The sequence below is a fragment of the Streptomyces sp. H39-C1 genome (assembly GCF_027158125.1).
Classification (GTDB): Bacteria; Actinomycetota; Actinomycetes; order Streptomycetales; family Streptomycetaceae; genus Actinacidiphila; species Actinacidiphila fildesensis.
Genome location: NZ_JAPVLS010000086.1, coordinates 1 through 15,117, shown reverse-complemented (window position 1 = coordinate 15,117; position 15,117 = coordinate 1). Strand labels below are relative to the sequence as shown.

At 70.7% G+C, this 15,117-nt stretch carries 12 protein-coding genes and 1 tRNA gene; 9 read left to right on the top strand and 4 right to left on the bottom strand.

Features of this window, described 5'->3' with window-relative positions; genetic code table 11:
- The first annotated feature begins 31 nt into the window (after positions 1-31).
- The 3 genes from O3W51_RS38155 (at position 32) to O3W51_RS38145 (ending at position 3,496) form a co-directional block, all read left to right on the top strand.
- Complete coding sequence (locus O3W51_RS38155) at positions 32-1,321, top strand: citrate synthase (protein WP_138355075.1); 1,290 nt, start codon at positions 32-34, stop codon at positions 1,319-1,321.
- Positions 1,322-1,772: 451 nt separating this feature from the next.
- A complete protein-coding gene (locus O3W51_RS38150) occupies positions 1,773-2,522 on the top strand; it encodes an SDR family NAD(P)-dependent oxidoreductase (protein ID WP_138355076.1) in 750 nt (249 codons plus the stop codon).
- Between the two features lie 218 nt (positions 2,523-2,740).
- Positions 2,741-3,496, top strand: a complete 756-nt coding sequence (locus O3W51_RS38145; RefSeq protein ID WP_198357345.1) for a DedA family protein — start codon at positions 2,741-2,743, stop codon at positions 3,494-3,496.
- A 28-nt stretch (positions 3,497-3,524) separates the two neighbouring features.
- Here O3W51_RS38145 and O3W51_RS38140 read toward each other — a convergent pair whose 3' ends face one another.
- Positions 3,525-4,169 carry a TetR/AcrR family transcriptional regulator gene (locus O3W51_RS38140; RefSeq protein ID WP_269288581.1) on the bottom strand — a complete coding sequence of 215 codons (645 nt, stop codon included), beginning with the start codon at positions 4,167-4,169 and terminating at the stop codon, positions 3,525-3,527.
- A 117-nt stretch (positions 4,170-4,286) separates the two neighbouring features.
- Between O3W51_RS38140 and O3W51_RS38135 the strand changes: the two genes are divergently transcribed.
- Entirely contained in the window at positions 4,287-6,518 is a 2,232-nt protein-coding gene (locus O3W51_RS38135; protein ID WP_138355079.1) for an MMPL family transporter, read from the top strand.
- Between the two features lie 68 nt (positions 6,519-6,586).
- Here the strand turns inward: O3W51_RS38135 and O3W51_RS38130 are convergent, their stop codons facing one another.
- Positions 6,587-6,790: a helix-turn-helix transcriptional regulator gene (locus tag O3W51_RS38130; protein ID WP_138355080.1), complete on the bottom strand. Its 204-nt coding sequence runs from the start codon at positions 6,788-6,790 to the stop codon at positions 6,587-6,589.
- A gap of 230 nt (positions 6,791-7,020) precedes the next feature.
- Between O3W51_RS38130 and O3W51_RS38125 the strand changes: the two genes are divergently transcribed.
- The 4 genes from O3W51_RS38125 to O3W51_RS38110 all read left to right on the top strand — a co-directional run bounded on the left by O3W51_RS38125 (position 7,021) and on the right by O3W51_RS38110 (position 12,672).
- A complete protein-coding gene (locus tag O3W51_RS38125) occupies positions 7,021-7,734 on the top strand; it encodes an ArsR/SmtB family transcription factor (RefSeq protein WP_138355081.1) in 714 nt (237 codons plus the stop codon).
- Positions 7,731-8,498 (top strand): ABC transporter ATP-binding protein, encoded by a 768-nt coding sequence (locus O3W51_RS38120; protein WP_138355082.1) that lies wholly within the window; start codon positions 7,731-7,733, stop codon positions 8,496-8,498. The genes O3W51_RS38125 and O3W51_RS38120 overlap by 4 nt, the downstream gene beginning before the upstream one ends.
- A complete protein-coding gene (locus tag O3W51_RS38115) occupies positions 8,498-11,044 on the top strand; it encodes an ABC transporter permease (protein ID WP_198357346.1) in 2,547 nt (848 codons plus the stop codon). Before O3W51_RS38120 ends, O3W51_RS38115 begins: the two co-directional genes overlap by 1 nt.
- Before the next feature lie 107 nt (positions 11,045-11,151).
- Positions 11,152-12,672 (top strand): cellulase family glycosylhydrolase, encoded by a 1,521-nt coding sequence (locus O3W51_RS38110; RefSeq protein WP_198357347.1) that lies wholly within the window; start codon positions 11,152-11,154, stop codon positions 12,670-12,672.
- 24 nt (positions 12,673-12,696) lie between these two features.
- Here O3W51_RS38110 and O3W51_RS38105 read toward each other — a convergent pair whose 3' ends face one another.
- Both O3W51_RS38105 and O3W51_RS38100 read right to left on the bottom strand, forming a co-directional pair.
- Positions 12,697-13,113 (bottom strand): CBS domain-containing protein, encoded by a 417-nt coding sequence (locus tag O3W51_RS38105; RefSeq protein ID WP_138355085.1) that lies wholly within the window; start codon positions 13,111-13,113, stop codon positions 12,697-12,699.
- A gap of 354 nt (positions 13,114-13,467) precedes the next feature.
- Positions 13,468-13,543: transfer RNA gene (locus O3W51_RS38100), tRNA-Arg, on the bottom strand.
- 318 nt (positions 13,544-13,861) lie between these two features.
- Between O3W51_RS38100 and O3W51_RS38095 the strand changes: the two genes are divergently transcribed.
- A partial coding sequence (locus O3W51_RS38095; RefSeq protein WP_269288578.1) for a dynamin family protein occupies positions 13,862-15,117 on the top strand: 1,256 nt, incomplete at its 3' end.

The window sequence follows — 15,117 nt, the reverse complement described above, 5'->3', positions numbered from 1 at the left end:
GAAGAGGCAAAACCGTCGGTGAGGGAATGACGTGAGCGACAACTCTGTAGTACTGCGGTACGGGGACAGCGAGCACAGCTACCCGGTGGTCGACAGCACTGTCGGCGACAAGGGCTTCGACATCGGCAAGCTGCGCGCCGACACCGGTCTGGTCACCCTGGACAGCGGATACGGCAACACCGCGGCCTACAAGTCCGCGATCACTTTCCTTGACGGTGAAGAGGGCATCCTTCGCTACCGCGGTTACCCCATCGAACAGCTCGCCGAACGTGGCAGCTTTATCGAGACCGCGTATCTGTTGATCAACGGTGAGCTCCCGACCGTCGATGAACTTTCCACCTTCAAGGGTGAAATTACTCAGCACACGCTGCTGCACGAGGACGTCAAACGGTTCTACGACGGCTTCCCGCGCGACGCCCACCCGATGGCGATGCTGTCGTCCGTGGTCAGCGCGCTGTCGACGTTCTACCAGGACAGCCACAACCCGTTCGACCCGGAGCAGCGCCACCTGTCCACGATCCGGCTGCTCGCCAAGCTGCCGACCATCGCGGCCTACGCGTTCAAGAAGTCGGTCGGCCAGCCGGTCGTCTACCCGCGCAACGATCTCGGCTACGTCGAGAACTTCCTGCGCATGACCTTCTCGGTTCCGGCCGAGGAGTACGAGCTCAACCCGGTCGTGGTGGGTGCGCTCGACAAGCTCCTGATCCTGCACGCGGACCACGAGCAGAACTGTTCGACCTCGACGGTCCGGCTGGTCGGCTCCTCGCAGGCGAACCAGTTCGCCTCGATCTCGGCCGGCATCAGCGCCCTGTGGGGCCCGCTGCACGGCGGCGCCAACCAGTCGGTGCTGGAGATGCTCGAGGGCATCAAGAACGACGGCGGCGACGTCGACGCCTTCATCCGCAAGGTGAAGAACAAGGAAGACGGCGTGAAGCTCATGGGCTTCGGGCACCGCGTCTACAAGAACTTCGACCCCCGGGCGAAGATCATCAAGGCCGCGGCGCACGACGTCCTCTCCGCTCTCGGCAAGTCCGACGAGCTGCTGGACATCGCGCTCAAGCTCGAGGAGCACGCGCTCAGCGACGACTACTTCGTCTCGCGCAAGCTCTACCCGAACGTGGACTTCTACACGGGCCTGATCTACCGGGCCATGGGCTTCCCGACCACCATGTTCACGGTGCTCTTCGCGCTCGGCCGGCTTCCCGGCTGGATCGCGCAGTGGCACGAGATGATCAAGGAGCCCGGATCCCGTATCGGCCGCCCGCGCCAGATCTACACGGGCATCGAGCTGCGGGACTACCTTCCGGTCGAGTCCCGCTGACCGAAGGCCGCCGACCGCGCGGCAGGCGGCGGTGCACGCCGCCGCCGACGCCGCGGCGCACAACCCGCGGAGCATGAAGAAGCGCCCCGCGCTAGATCCCCCCACGGGTCCGGCGCGGGGCGCTCCCGTCCCCCGGATCGGATCCCCCCACGGGTCCGTACCGGGTGCTGGGTGACGCGCTATGCCGGGACGAGAAAGTCCGAGAGGGCCGCTCAAGCTCTCCGGGCACTTTCGCCCCGGCGACGCGATTGGGCCGTCCCCCAAGACGACCCGCTCTTTCATCCCACCACGCTCCCCGGGAGCGTGGTGTTCCCCTCCATAGACCCACGAGTGGCGGTAATGGTTACGTTCCATTCGGTGTGATCTACGTCTCTTTACGGACGCCCGCCCCACTCGCAGACCGAAACGGTCCATCCCGTAGCGTGCTGTCACTTCTCGAGGGGCGGAGCGCATGGCACAGAACGAGGCAGTGGGCCGGAACATCGTCGTGACCGGTGGCGGTACGGGCATCGGCCGGGCCATCGCGACCCGGCTCGCCGGGTCGGGGGACCGGGTCACGATCGTCGGCCGCCGCCGGGACGTGCTCAGGGCCACCGCCGAGGAGCTGCGCGGCGAACACGGTCTCGACGTCACCCCTGTCGACTGCGACCTCGCCGACCCCGACGAGGTCGAGACGGCGCTCACCCGGCTTCCGGACCGGGTCGACGTGCTGGTGAACAACGCCGGCAGCCGGGAGCCGGCGACCGGGCCGGGGCCGCACGGGGTGCGGGCCCGATGGCGCGGAGACTTCGAGCGCAATGTGCTCACCGCGGTGCTGCTGACCGAATCGCTGCGCGACCGGCTCACCACGGACGGCGGCCGGGTGATCACCGTGACCTCGGTCGCGGCGTTGCGCGGCGGCGGCTCGTACGGCGCGTCCAAGGCCGCCCTGCACGCCTGGAACCACTCGCTGGCGGCCCAGCTGGGCCCGCAGGGCGTCACCTGCAACATCGTCGCCCCGGGCACCGTCGCCGGCACCGAGTTCTTCGGCGCCCGGCTCGATGACGCGGAGCTGACGCGCCGGGCCGGCCGTACCCTCGTCGGCCGGGTGGGCAGGGCCGCCGATGTGGCGGCCGCCGTGGTGTTCCTGGCCTCGCCCGAAGCGGGCTTCATCACGGGCGAGATCCTGCAGTGCAACGGTGGCGAGCTGCTCGGCCGGTAGCGGGCGCATGGCCGGTGGGCAAGGCCCGCACGGTGCCCTGCGGTACCCCGGGCCCCCTGCTCCCCGGGTCTGCGACCACAGGTGGAGCCGGACCGGTCCCTGAGGATGACCTGTTCCTGGCAATCCCCTGGGAATCCCCCTATCAGGACGAAACTCTCTTGCAGCGCTCCGGTCGCCCCTGCCAGCTTGGGGATACGGGAGGGAAGAGGGGCAGCCACATGGACGTTGGACACTTCGTGTCGTCACTCGACTTCACCGCGGGTCTCGTCGAGCACCTGCGGGGTGGAAACGTTGTGTGGGCGTACGCGCTGCTGGCCGCGACCACGCTGCCGCCGCTCGTGCCCAATGCGGTGCTGCTCGTCACCGGCGGAGTACTGGCCGCCCAGGGCCGGCTGGACCTCACCCTCGTGCTCATGGTCGTCGCGCTGAGCGCGCTGGCCGGGGACATGCTGATCCACCGCACCGGACGGGCCGTGAGCGGCCGCGTCGTATCCCGTATCCACCGCAGGCCGCGGCAAGCAGCCCTGTTGCGATGGGCCGCGCTGCGCATACAGCGGCATGGGGTGCCCTTCGTCATCGCGGTGCGTTTCCTGCCGAGCGGACGCCTGATCGGCGGTCTCGCCGCGGGCGTGGTCCGCTATCCGGCACGCCGTTACCTGGCCGGAGCGGGGGTGGCCGAGGCGGTGTGGGCCACGTACTCCGTCGGCGTCGGCTACTTCAGCGGCCGCGCGGCCTCCAACTCCCTGTACGCCGTCGGCCTCGGCCTCGGCGTCTCCCTGCTGGTGGCGGCCGTGGGAGTACTGGCCCAATGGGCGTCCAGGACCCGGGAACGCCGCCAGGTTCCGATGGCAGTTCCCACGGCACTTCCGGCCGGTTTCCCGGCCCCGGCCCCGGCGCTCGTTCCGGCTTCGGCTGTCAGGCCCGAGAGCGTCCTGGACAAGGACTTCTGCGAGTCCGCCGGGCGGGGCCTCTAACCGTGCGGGCGGCCGTACCCGTTGCGGCTCAGTGGTGGCCGAGCGGGGGGCGGGACTCGGTGCCGACGTACGGGGCCAGATAGCGGTACAGCAGGCCCTTCAACTCCTTGATGTACGCGGCCTGTTCCGCGCCCTCCTGGGCGAGGACGAGCTCCAGGCCCGTCTTGAACATGGCGAACGCGATCTCGGCGATGCGGGCGCGGTCCGCGGCCGAGAGCAACGGGGCGCGCAGCTCGATCAGCCGGTCGACGCGTTCCAGTAGCGAGGCGTGCAGCTGATCGTGCTCGTCGGTGACCTTGCCCGGCGTGTCGGGGCCCTTGATCAGGGCGAGGAAGGCCGGATTGGCGCAGTTGAAGTCGATGAACGGATCGACGATCCGGTCGATCATCTCGGAGAGCGGGAGTGCGGCGTTCTCCGGAGTGAAGACCAGGCCGTGGGCCTGCTGCATCTGCTGGATGAGCCGGCCGCCGAGTTCGACCGCGATGGCTTCCTTGTTGGGGAAGAACTGGTAGAGCGTGCCCGGGGAGACGCCGGCTTCGCGGGCGATGGCGTTCGTGCTCGCCGCCCGGTAGCCGGACGTGCAGAACACGCTCGCGGCCGCTTCCAGCAGCTGCGTCACCCTGCGCTCTCCGCGCGCCTGGCGACGGCGCGGCTTCTCCTCCACCTCGGACACGTGTAGGCCCCAATCATGATTGACAAATACGAGTGGTCGCTCGCATTCTTGAAAACGCGAGTGGCTACTCGTGTTTTTCATTCTATGCTCGTTCTACGGGGAGGGGACACCTCAGTGATGCCCGATGTCAACCGCGAGCACGCCGTCGGGGGCTGGACCCGGGCGGTCACCGCCCGGCCCAGGCTCACGCTGCTGCTCGCGCTGCTCTTCACCGCCCTCGCCGTGGTCGCCGGCAGCGGTGTGGCGGACCGGCTGAGCGGCGGCGGGTGGGAGGCCCCGGACTCGGAGTCGTCCTATGCCACCAAGGCCCTGGAGGAGCACTTCCCCGCCTCGCAGCCCAATCTCGTCCTGCTGGTGGACAGTCGCGGAGCGGGCGTCGACAGCCCGCAGGTGGCCGCCGCCGGACGTGACCTGGCCCGCAGGCTCGCCGCCGACCCGTCGATCGCCGGCGTCACGTCGTACTGGGCCACCGGAGCACCCGAGTTGCGGGCGAAGGACCGCGGCGAAGCCATGATCGCGGCCCGGATCGTGGGCGGCGACGATGCGGTGGGCGCCGCCGTCGAGCGCATAGCGCCCGCCTGCCGGGGCGCTCAGGGGGTGGTGGACGTGCGGATCGGCGGATTGGCCGCGGTCCGGCACGAGCTGCAGAGCACCATCGAGGAGGACCTGCTGCGCGCCGAGATGATCGCGCTGCCGGTCACGCTCGTGCTGCTCGTGATGGTCTTCGGCAGCGCGGTGGCCGCCCTGCTTCCCCTCGGCGTGGGCATCATCGCGATCCTGGGGACCAACGCGGTGCTACGCCTCATCACGTCCTTCACCGATGTCTCCCTCTTCGCCCAGAGCCTGACCACCGTGCTCGGGCTGGGGCTGGGGATCGACTACGCGCTGTTCATCGTGCGCCGCTTCCGTGAGGAACTGGCGGACCGGGACGACCCCTTGAAGGCGGTGGGCGCGACGCTGCGCACCGCCGGCCGTACGGTGCTGTTCTCGGCGCTCACGGTCGCCGCCGCGCTCGCGGCGATGCTGGTCTTCCCGCAGTACTTCCTGCGCTCCTTCGCCTACGCCGGTATCGCGGTCGTGCTGCTGGCGGCCGGTGCCGCACTGATCGTGCTGCCCGCCGCCCTGGTGCTGCTCGGGCACCGGGTCAACGCCCTGGACCTGCGCAGGCTGTGGCGGCGACGGGTTCCCGCCGCGGAGCCGCGCGAGCCCGGAGCCGGCTACGCGGCGCTCGCCCGGCTGGTGATGCGGCGTGCTCCGCTCTTCGCCATAGGTGCCACCGCGGGCCTGCTCCTGCTCGGACTGCCCTTCCTGCAGATCCAGTTCGGCACGGCCGACGATCGCCAGCTCCCGGCAGGCGCCGAGTCGCACGCCGTCCAACAGCACATACGCGAGGCGTTCCCCGGCAATCCGGGCGGCGGAATCACGGTGCTCGCCGAGGGGAACCCCGGTCGGGACGCGCTCGCTGGATACAAGGGAAAGCTGGCCGCGCTGCCCGGAGTCGTCACGGTCGAAGGCCCGTTCGCCGCTCCTTCCGGCGGCCCGGCGTACCTCACCGTGCTGCCCCGGACCGAGGCCGTGGACGCGGCCACCCAGGACCTGGTGGGGGAGATCCGAGCGGTGGACGCCCCGTTCGGGACCGCGGCCACCGGCCAGGCCGCCGTGCTGGTCGATGCGCAGAAGGCCATCGCCGACCGCTTGCCCTGGGCGATCGGAATGATCGCCGTCGTCACTCTCCTTCTGGTGTTCCTGTTGACCGGCAGCGTGGTGATACCGCTCCAGGCGGTGCTGCTCAACGCGCTGAGCCTGACCGCGATGTTCGGGGCGGTGGTCTGGGTGTTCCAGGACGGACATCTGTCCGGGCTCCTGGGATTCACGGCGACCGGCAGCATCGAGACCACCCTCCCGGTGCTGATGTTCTGCCTGGCCTTCGGCCTGTCCATGGACTACGGGGTCTTCCTGCTGTCACGTATCAAGGAGGAGTACGACCGCAGCGGTGACCATCAGGGAGCGATCGTCTTCGGTGTGCGGCGTACCGGCGGACTCATCACCGCGGCCGCAGTGATCCTCGCCGTCGTCATGGTGGCCATCGGTACCTCACGGGTGGCCAACACCAAGATGCTCGGCCTCGGCATCGCCCTGGCCGTCCTGATGGACGCCATGGTGGTCCGTACCCTGCTTGTCCCGGCCGTCATGCGACTGACCGGTAAGGCCACGTGGTGGGCGCCGCCCGCGCTGCGCCGGTTCCATGACCGGTTCGGCATAAGCGAGGGCGGCGGCGGGGGAGTGGCGCCGGAGGCGGCTCGTGCCCCGCAGCGTGATCAGGAGCGGGACCCCGAGCCGGTCCGGTAGCTGTTCGCCGGTCAGGAGCCGGTCGTTGTGGGGTGTCGGTCAGAGTCCCGGCGGCCCGGGCATGGGTGTCAGTCGGGATCCCGGCGGCCCCGATTACCGGGCCGCCGGGCACTCCAAGCTCGAATGGTGTCGGCATACCAGAAGGGTTTGCCGCTCTCCACGACGTCCGGAGCGGGCAGGTGCCCGTGCTTGCGATACGAGCGCACGGTATCGACCTGGACCCGGATATGTGCGGCGATCTCTGCGTACGACCACAGGGTTCGGTCGGTCATGTCACGCACCTCCCTACAGTGGGGTGGCTGTTGATCAGTAACCCTTGTCCTGTGAACGACATGTACTGACAGCCGCATGGGCCTGTAGATCGTTTGTGACACGGAACCCGCGTAACAGTGACAAACGTGGCAGATAGGTGACGATCAGCACCAGGGTGAGGCTAACCCCCGTAGTGACTAGCGGGGCGCCGCCAGTGCACAAGTGAGTGTGCACAAACCATTGTGTACACATGCCGAAGCAACGACGCATCAAGGAGATCGGCGATCTCGGGGCGCTCAAGGCGCTCGCGCACCCACGCCGTCAGCAGATCCTCGACCATCTGGCGCTGCACGGGCCGGCCACCTCGGCGACCCTCGCCCGTGCCCTGGACCTGAACACCGGAGCCACCAGCTACCACCTGCGGGAGCTGGACCGGCACGGCTTCGTCGAGGAGGCCGAAGGGACGGGACGGGGGCGCGAGCGCTGGTGGCGAGCCGCCCCGGCGGACCTGCGCTTCCCGCAGCGCTCCGAGCAGAGCGACGAGATGCGGCCGGTCGTCGACGAGATGAACCGTCTCGCGTTCGCCGCCGACCTCGCGCTCTTCGAGCGGTCCCAGCGCGAGATCGAGGGCGTATGGGCGGACAGCCAGCCCTACTCCCGGGGCTCCATCCAGGTGACCCTCCCCGAACTGCGCGATTTCTTCGAGGAGTACATCGCCCTGGTCAACCGGTACAAGCGCGCCGACGACGAACTGCCGGAGGGCGCACGAAACGTGCTCACGCGATTCCTCGCCTTCCCGGCACCGGCCGACGCCCCGGAGGTCCAGTCGGCAGCAGGTTCGGCCGCCGATGAGCCGACCGATCCCCTGCCCGCCGAAGCGAAGACCCAGAACCTGCCCGATGAGCAGACCGAGGACCTGGCCGAAGCGAAGTACGACGACACCACGAACGGGGCCCCTTCATGAACACGTTCGCCATGGACACCGACCGCATCGCGCTCGCGCCGGCCGTACGACTGGCGGCCGTCACCAAGATCTACGGCCGGGGTCCCCGCGCGGTACGCGCCCTGGACGAGGTCAGCGCCAGTATTCCGCGCGGCTCCTTCACCGCGGTGATGGGGCCGTCCGGCTCCGGCAAATCGACCTTCCTGCACTGCGCGGCCGGGCTGGACACGCCCACCAGCGGAACGTCCCACCTCGGGGACACCGAGCTGACCGGGATGAACGAGACCCGGCTCACCCAACTGCGGCGCAGCCGGGTCGGCTTCGTCTTCCAGGCGTTCAACCTCGTCCCCGCACTGACCGCCCGTCAGAACATCGCGCTTCCGCTCAGACTCGCGAAACAACGGCTCGACCCGGCCAGGCTGGCGGAGATCCTGCGGCGCGTCGGACTGGCCGGCCGTGCGGACCACCGCCCCGCGGAACTGTCCGGGGGACAGCAGCAGAGGGTGGCCATCGCCCGTGCGCTGATCACCCGCCCTGACGTGGTCTTCGGCGATGAACCGACCGGCGCCCTGGACACGGTCACCGCCAAGGAGATCCTCGGCCTCCTGCGCGGCTGCGTGGACGACACCGGCCAGACCGTCGTCATGGTCACCCACGATCCCGTCGCCGCTTCGTACGCCGACACCGTGCTCTACCTCGCCGACGGCCGCATCGCGGGCCGTGACGACGAGCCCACCGCCGACCGGGTGGCCGAGCGCATGACGCACCTGGGGGCGTGGTCCTGATGCTGCGCTACGCACTGCAGACCCTGCGGGCCCGCAAGGGCGGCTTCGCGGGAGCCTTTCTCGCCCTGTTCTGTGCCGCGGCGCTCGTCACCGCGTGCGGGGTGCTGCTGGAGACCGGTCTCCGGGGCGAGATCGCGACCGAGCGGTACGCGGCCGCACCGATCGTCGTCGGAGCCGACCAGAACGTGCACCAGACCACCGTCAAGGAGAAGAAGGGCAAGACCAAGGTCAAGAACAAGGCCAAACCGCTCGCGGAGCGGGTCTGGCTGCCGGACACCACCGTGCGGACCGTCCGCCAGGTGCCAGGAGTACGGGCCGCCGTCCCCGAAGTCACCTTCCCCGCCTATGCGGTGGGCCGGGGTGCGGACCGGAGCGGCCCGCTGAGCGGAAAGCCGTCCTTCGGCCACGACTGGGCCTCCGCCGTACTCACGCCCTTCACCCTCACCGAGGGCCGCGCCCCGCAGACGGACGGCGATCTCGTCATCGATCGCGAACTCGCCGGGCGGATGGGCCTGAAGCCCGGCAGCAGCGTCACCGTCCAGTCCACCCGGGCCCCGCGCAGCTATCGCGTCACCGGCATCGCCGCCGCCCAGGACGGTGATCTGCGGCAGCAGACCTCGCTGTTCTTCACCACCGCCGAGGCCGGACGGCTGGCCGGCCACCCCGGGCAGATCACCGCGATAGGAGTCCTGCCGGAGCCCGGCGCGGACACCGGCGCCCTCGCCACGAACCTCGCCACCGCGCTGCAGGGCACGAAGGTCCAGGTGCACACCGGAGCCGACCGCGGACCGGTGGAGTTCCCCGACGCGGCCAAGGCCCGGATCAAACTCGTCAGCATGGGTGGCGCGATCGGCGGCACCTCACTCCTCGTCGCGGTCCTCGTGGTCGTCGGCACCTTCGCTCTGACCATCCAGCAGCGCTACCGGGAGATAGCCCTGCTGCGCGCCATCGCCGCCACCCCGAGGCAGATCCGCCGGCTGATCGGCAGGGAGGCGCTGCTGGTAGGCCTGGCGGCGGGCGCTCTCGGTTCCGTCGCGGGCCTGCCGGTCGCGTACTGGCTGCACGCCGAGTTCGTCGGTTTCGGCGCCGTGCCGGACACGCTGCGGATCGCGTGGAGCCCCTTCCCGATGTTCGCGGCCGTGGGTGCCGCGCTGCTCGGCGGCTGGTCCGCGGCCCGGATATCCGCCCGCAGGGCGTCCAGGATCCGGCCTGCCGAGGCGCTCTCGGAAGCCGCCATGGAGACCCGTACGTCCCCCTGGGGGCGGCTGCTCGCCGGCGGCCTGTTCCTCGCGGGTGGCATCGTCCTGCTCGTCGTGCTCAGCGGTCTGCGGACCGAACCCGCGTCCACGCCGGTCACCTTCCTGACCGTGGTGGTCCTCGCCGTCGCGGTGTCCCTGCTCGGGCCGCTGCTGGCCCGGATCGCCGCCGCGGTACTGGCCGTTCCGCTCCGCGCCTCCCGCATCGGCGGCCACCTCGCCGCCGCCAACGTCCGTACCAACTCCAAGCGCCTCTCGGCGGCGGTCACTCCGCTCGCGCTGCTCGTCGGGATGACCTGCACCGTGATCTTCGTGCAGACGACGATGGGTCACGCCGCTCAACAGCAGGCCTCGGCGGGCAACCGCGCCCAGTGGGTACTCGGCGCCGCCGCGCCCGGTGTGCCCGGCGAAGCCGCCGCGGCGGTGCGCCAGGTACCCGGCGTCACCGCGGTCACCGAGGTCGTACGGACCAGCGTCCGGGTCGGCCTCTCGAAGTACACGGCGCAGGGCGTGACCCCCGCAGGACTGACGACGACCTGGGATCCCGACGTCACCCGGGGCACGCTCCGGGGGTTCGGCGACGGTGACATCGCGCTCAGCGAGGTCGCCGCCGACGGGCTGGGAGTCCGGCCGGGCAGCACCGTACGGCTCACCCTCGGCGACGGAACTCCCGCCGCTCTCAAGGTGGCCGCCGTCTACGCTCGCGGTCTCGGATTCGGCGACCTGACGATGTCCCACGACCTGGTCGCACGACATGTCGACAATCCGCTGGCATCGGCCGTCCTCGTCGCCACCGACGGCCGCGCGGACCGTGCGGCGCTCGGCGCGGCGGTCAAGGACTTCCCGGGTGTCGCCGTTCTCGACCACGATCAGGCGGGAGCGGTCCAGGCCGAGGTCCAGCAGTCCAACGCCGAGGTCAACTACCTCGCGATGGGCCTGGTGCTCGCCTTCACCGCGATCGCGGTCGTCAACACCCTCGCGATGTCCACCGCCGACCGGTCCAGAGAGTTCGCGCTGCTGCGGCTCGTGGGCACCACCCGCCGGCAGGTGCTGCGGATGCTGCGGCTGGAGGCGCTGGCGGTCGTGCTCGTCGGGGCGGTGCTCGGCACCGCGATAGCCCTGGCCACCCTGACCGCGTTCAGCCTCGGGATGACGGGAGCGGCGGCCCCGCGGCTCGACCCCGCCGGATACCTGCTGATCGTGGCCCTGGCGGCGGGTCTCGCCCTGCTCGCCACCGCACTCCCGGCCCGGCTCGCGCTGCGGGTCCGGCCCGCCGAGGCGATCGGCTGACCGCGAAGAAGTCCAGGAAGAAGTCCGGTTCGAACACTTGCCCCTGTGATTGCTACCGGACAGTATCGGCAGCCATCCGTACGGAGCCCGAGCCTGAGAGGTGGGCCATGCGCCTGCGCCGTACCGCTACCGCACTCGCCGTCAGCGCTGCCCTCCTGGGCGCCGGAAGCCTCCCCGCCGCCGCTCAGGCCGGCCAGAACGCTCCGGCCCAGGCCGCCCGGAGCCACCAGGCAGCCCCGGTTGCCGCCGCCCCCCACCGGGCGGCGGCACCGGTGGCGGCCGGCACCGTCACCACCCCCGACGGCCGGACCTATCTCGCCGACCGCCAGGGCCGCGCCCTCCAGTTGCACGGCCTCAACCTCGGCAAGACCGACACGGTCACCGAGGCGGGGATCGCCGAGCTCGCCACGAGCGGCTTCAACCTTGTCCGGCTCAACATCCAGTGGCAGAAGGTCGAACCGCGGCGCGGCCACTACGACACCGCCTATCTGCGCTACCTCGGCCGGGTCATGGACTGGGCGGACCGGTACGGCGTCCTGGTCCTCGTCGACTGGCACCAGGACGTCTTCGGGCCGGCCTTCGGCTTCAACGGCATCCCCGCCTGGGCCACCCGCACCGACGGCATCCCTTACGAACCGCTGCCCGGCGACGACTGGTTCGCCAACTACTTCCAGCCCGCGGTCGGTGCGGCCTTCCGGCACCTCTACGACGACGCGGATCTGCGGGCCGCCCAGGCCGCCGCGTACACCAAGGTCGCCGCGACGCTGCGCGGCCACCGGTCCCTCCTGGGCTACGACCTGTTCAACGAGCCGTTCGGCCCGTTCACCGGTGACCCCACCGACCCGGCCACCCAGATCGAGAACTCCGCCGCGATGGAACGGGGCCGGCTCGCCGGCCTCTACCGGCGGCTGATCGCCGCCGTCCGCACGGCCGATCAGGACGCCTGGCTGTTCGTCGAGCCCACCGTCCTCATCGGCCAGGGCGTCCCCACTCAACTGCCCGGCTTCAACGACCCCCGGCACGGCTCCGACCGCATCGGCTACGCCCCGCACTACTACGACACCGCCGTGGAGAACGGCGCCGACTGGGATCCCGCCGACGGGTTCATCGAAGCTTACGAAGCCGTCATCCGCGCCTATCCGGCCGCTCACAGGATGCCGGTCCTGGTGGGCGAATGGGGGCCCGCGAAGGCCACCGGCAGCGGCAACGCCGAGCTGATACGCCGCCAGACAGCGTCCATGCGCGGCTTCGCCACCGGCTGGGCCCTGTGGTACGACTGCCACGCCGCCGAAGGCGGTGGCTACTGCGCCTACGACGCCGACGGCCGACCCGCGCCCGGCAAGGAGCCGGTGTTCGCCGCCTACGCGCCGGCGATCGCCGGGACACCCGGTGCGGAGTTCTACGACCCCGCGACCCACACGTACACCCTCGCCCTGACCACCACCGCGGTCTCGCGGCGCGCCTGGACGGAACTGCGGCTGCCCGCCACGGCGTTCCCGCACGGCGCCAGGGTGTCCGTCACCGGCGCCCGCGGTGCCCTCGTCCACCAGGTCGCGGGAGAGGCGCGGATCCTGCTTCCGGCGACCCCGCCGGGCAGGCACGTGACGCTGACGGTCACGGCCCGCTAGAGCCCTGCGGCCCCCGGAAGGCTCCTAGTCGGCGCGGATCGCCGCCGCCAGCGCTCCGGCCTTGGCCGCACCCAGCTTGCGGGCGACATCGGCCTCGCTGATCATGCCGACGAGCGAGTCGCCGTCCAGCACGGGGATCCGGCGGACGCGCTTGGCGGCCATCGCGGCGACGACGCTGTCCGTGTCGTCGTCGGCCTTGGCCGTCAGGGGCTTCCCGTTCATCAGCTCTGCGGCCCGTATGGCCGACGGGTCGTGCCCGATGGCCACACACCGCAGAACGATGTCCCGGTCGGTGAGCACGCCCCGCAGTCCGCCGTCCGAATCGGTGATGGCCAGCGCGCCGATGCCCGCATCCCGCATCCGCTTGGCCGCCACGTCCAGCGTCTCGTGTTCGGAGATGCTCTCCACACCCTTGTGCATGATGTCGCGTGCAGTCGCCACGGAAACTCCGTCCATCGCAGGTAAGCCCCCGCATCGACGCTAGGCGAGCCCGCCCCGCCCTGCATCCGGAGCCGCCCCCTGCTCGCCCACCAGGCTGGCGAACCGGTCACCCACCCCGAAAGTCTCTTCGGCCCGCCGCTCGCCAATCACTGGGCCGAACGGGTGCCGAACGGACACCGGCCGTGTTCCTGCCAGAAATGTCGACACGGATGAGGTACACCCGCCGGGAACGAGCCGGCGACGCCGTACGCACTCGGGGGCAGCGACTCACGTGAGTCGCTGCCCCCGAGTGCATGAGCAGGGCGCCGTACCGGCACGACCTGCGGAAAGGTTTCCCCGGAACGGGTGAAGCGGTGGTGCCCCCAGCAGGACTCGAACCTGCGGCCAAGTGCTTAGAAGGCACCTGCTCTATCCACTGAGCTATGGGGGCCGGACAGTGGCCGCGGCTGTCTCCGCCCCTGGGTGGTTCCGTGACCTGGCCGGGGTCAAGGATAGGGCGCGGTGGACCTTCTACCGGTTGCTTCACCTCCGTGACACGTTGTGGAGGTTCAGTGAAGCGGTCCGATAATCGCAGGCGGGTACGAATGCTGCACCGCTTTTTCCGCCTCAGTCGGTGGCCGTTGTGCACTCGTTATGCCCGGGTCTCGTCCGGCTCGCTTACCGCCGTATCGGGTGCGTGCGGGCCAAAAAGGCGTGAACTGGGCGGTATACGCTTCAAAAATGCGCCAAAATGGGGCATTCTGCCACTGTGGCGATCTTGGACGTACGGCCCGATCTGCTAGACGCGCTGTCCGCGCTGCGCGACCGCGTCGACGTCGCGCGCTTTCCGTTCCCACTTCCTGGAGCCGCGCGGGCCCGCCGTACCCGCCAGGAGCTGATCGCGCAGCTCGACGACTATCTGGTGCCCCGGCTGCGGACCCCCGAAGCGCCGCTGCTGGCGGTGGTCGGTGGATCGACGGGGGCCGGGAAGTCCACGCTGGTCAACTCGCTGGTGGGGCGGCGGGTCAGCGAGGCGGGGGTGCTGCGTCCCACGACGCGGACGCCGGTGCTGGTGTGCCACCCCGCGGACCGGGCCTGGTTCTCCGATCCGCGGATCCTGCCGGGTCTGGCACGGGCCTGGTCCGCGCGGCCCGGGACGCAGGACGAGGACGGGGCCGCGGAGGGCGAACTGCTGCGGCTGGAGATCGATGACGCGCTGCCCAGGGGGCTCGCGCTGCTCGACGCCCCGGACATCGACTCGCTGGTCGCGCGCAACCGTGAGCTGGCCGCGGAGCTGATCTGCGCGGCGGACATCTGGATCCTGGTCACCACCGCGTCGCGGTACGCCGACGCGCTGCCCTGGCATCTGCTGCGCACCGCCAAGGAGTACAACGTCACGCTGGCCACCGTGCTGGACCGGGTGCCGCACCAGATCGCCGAGGACGTCGCCCGGCACTACGCGGCGCTGCTGACGAAGGCCGGGCTCGGGGACGTACCGCGCTTCACCGTTCCGGAGCTGCCCGAATCCGCGGGCGGCGGCGGGCTGCTGCCGCAGACCGCGGTCGCCGCCCTCCGCCAGTGGCTGGCGCACAACGCCGAGGACCCGGCCGCCCGCCAGCAGGCGGCGCAGCGCACCGTGGTCGGCGTCCTGGACTCGATGCGCGCCAGGATGCCGGCGCTGGCCTCGGCCTCGGCCGTCCAGCACGCGGCGGCGGTACGGCTGGCCCGTGGCGCGGAGGACGCGTACGCGGAGGCCGCCGAACGGATCGACGGCGCGGTGACGGCCGGGGTGCCGTTGGCCGGCGAAGCCCTGGCGCGCTGGCTGGAGTACCCGCACTGCGGGCGGGAGGCGCTGCAGTCCGCGCTCGCCGAAGGGCTCGCGACGCTGCTGCGCTCCGAGGTCGACGCGGCCGACGAACGTATTGCCGCCGGATGGCAGCGGGACCGCGCGGGGGCCGCGCTGCTCGCGGAGCCGGACGGGCGCCCGGACCGGGCGGCCGCCGCGGACCGGATCGACGCCGGGGT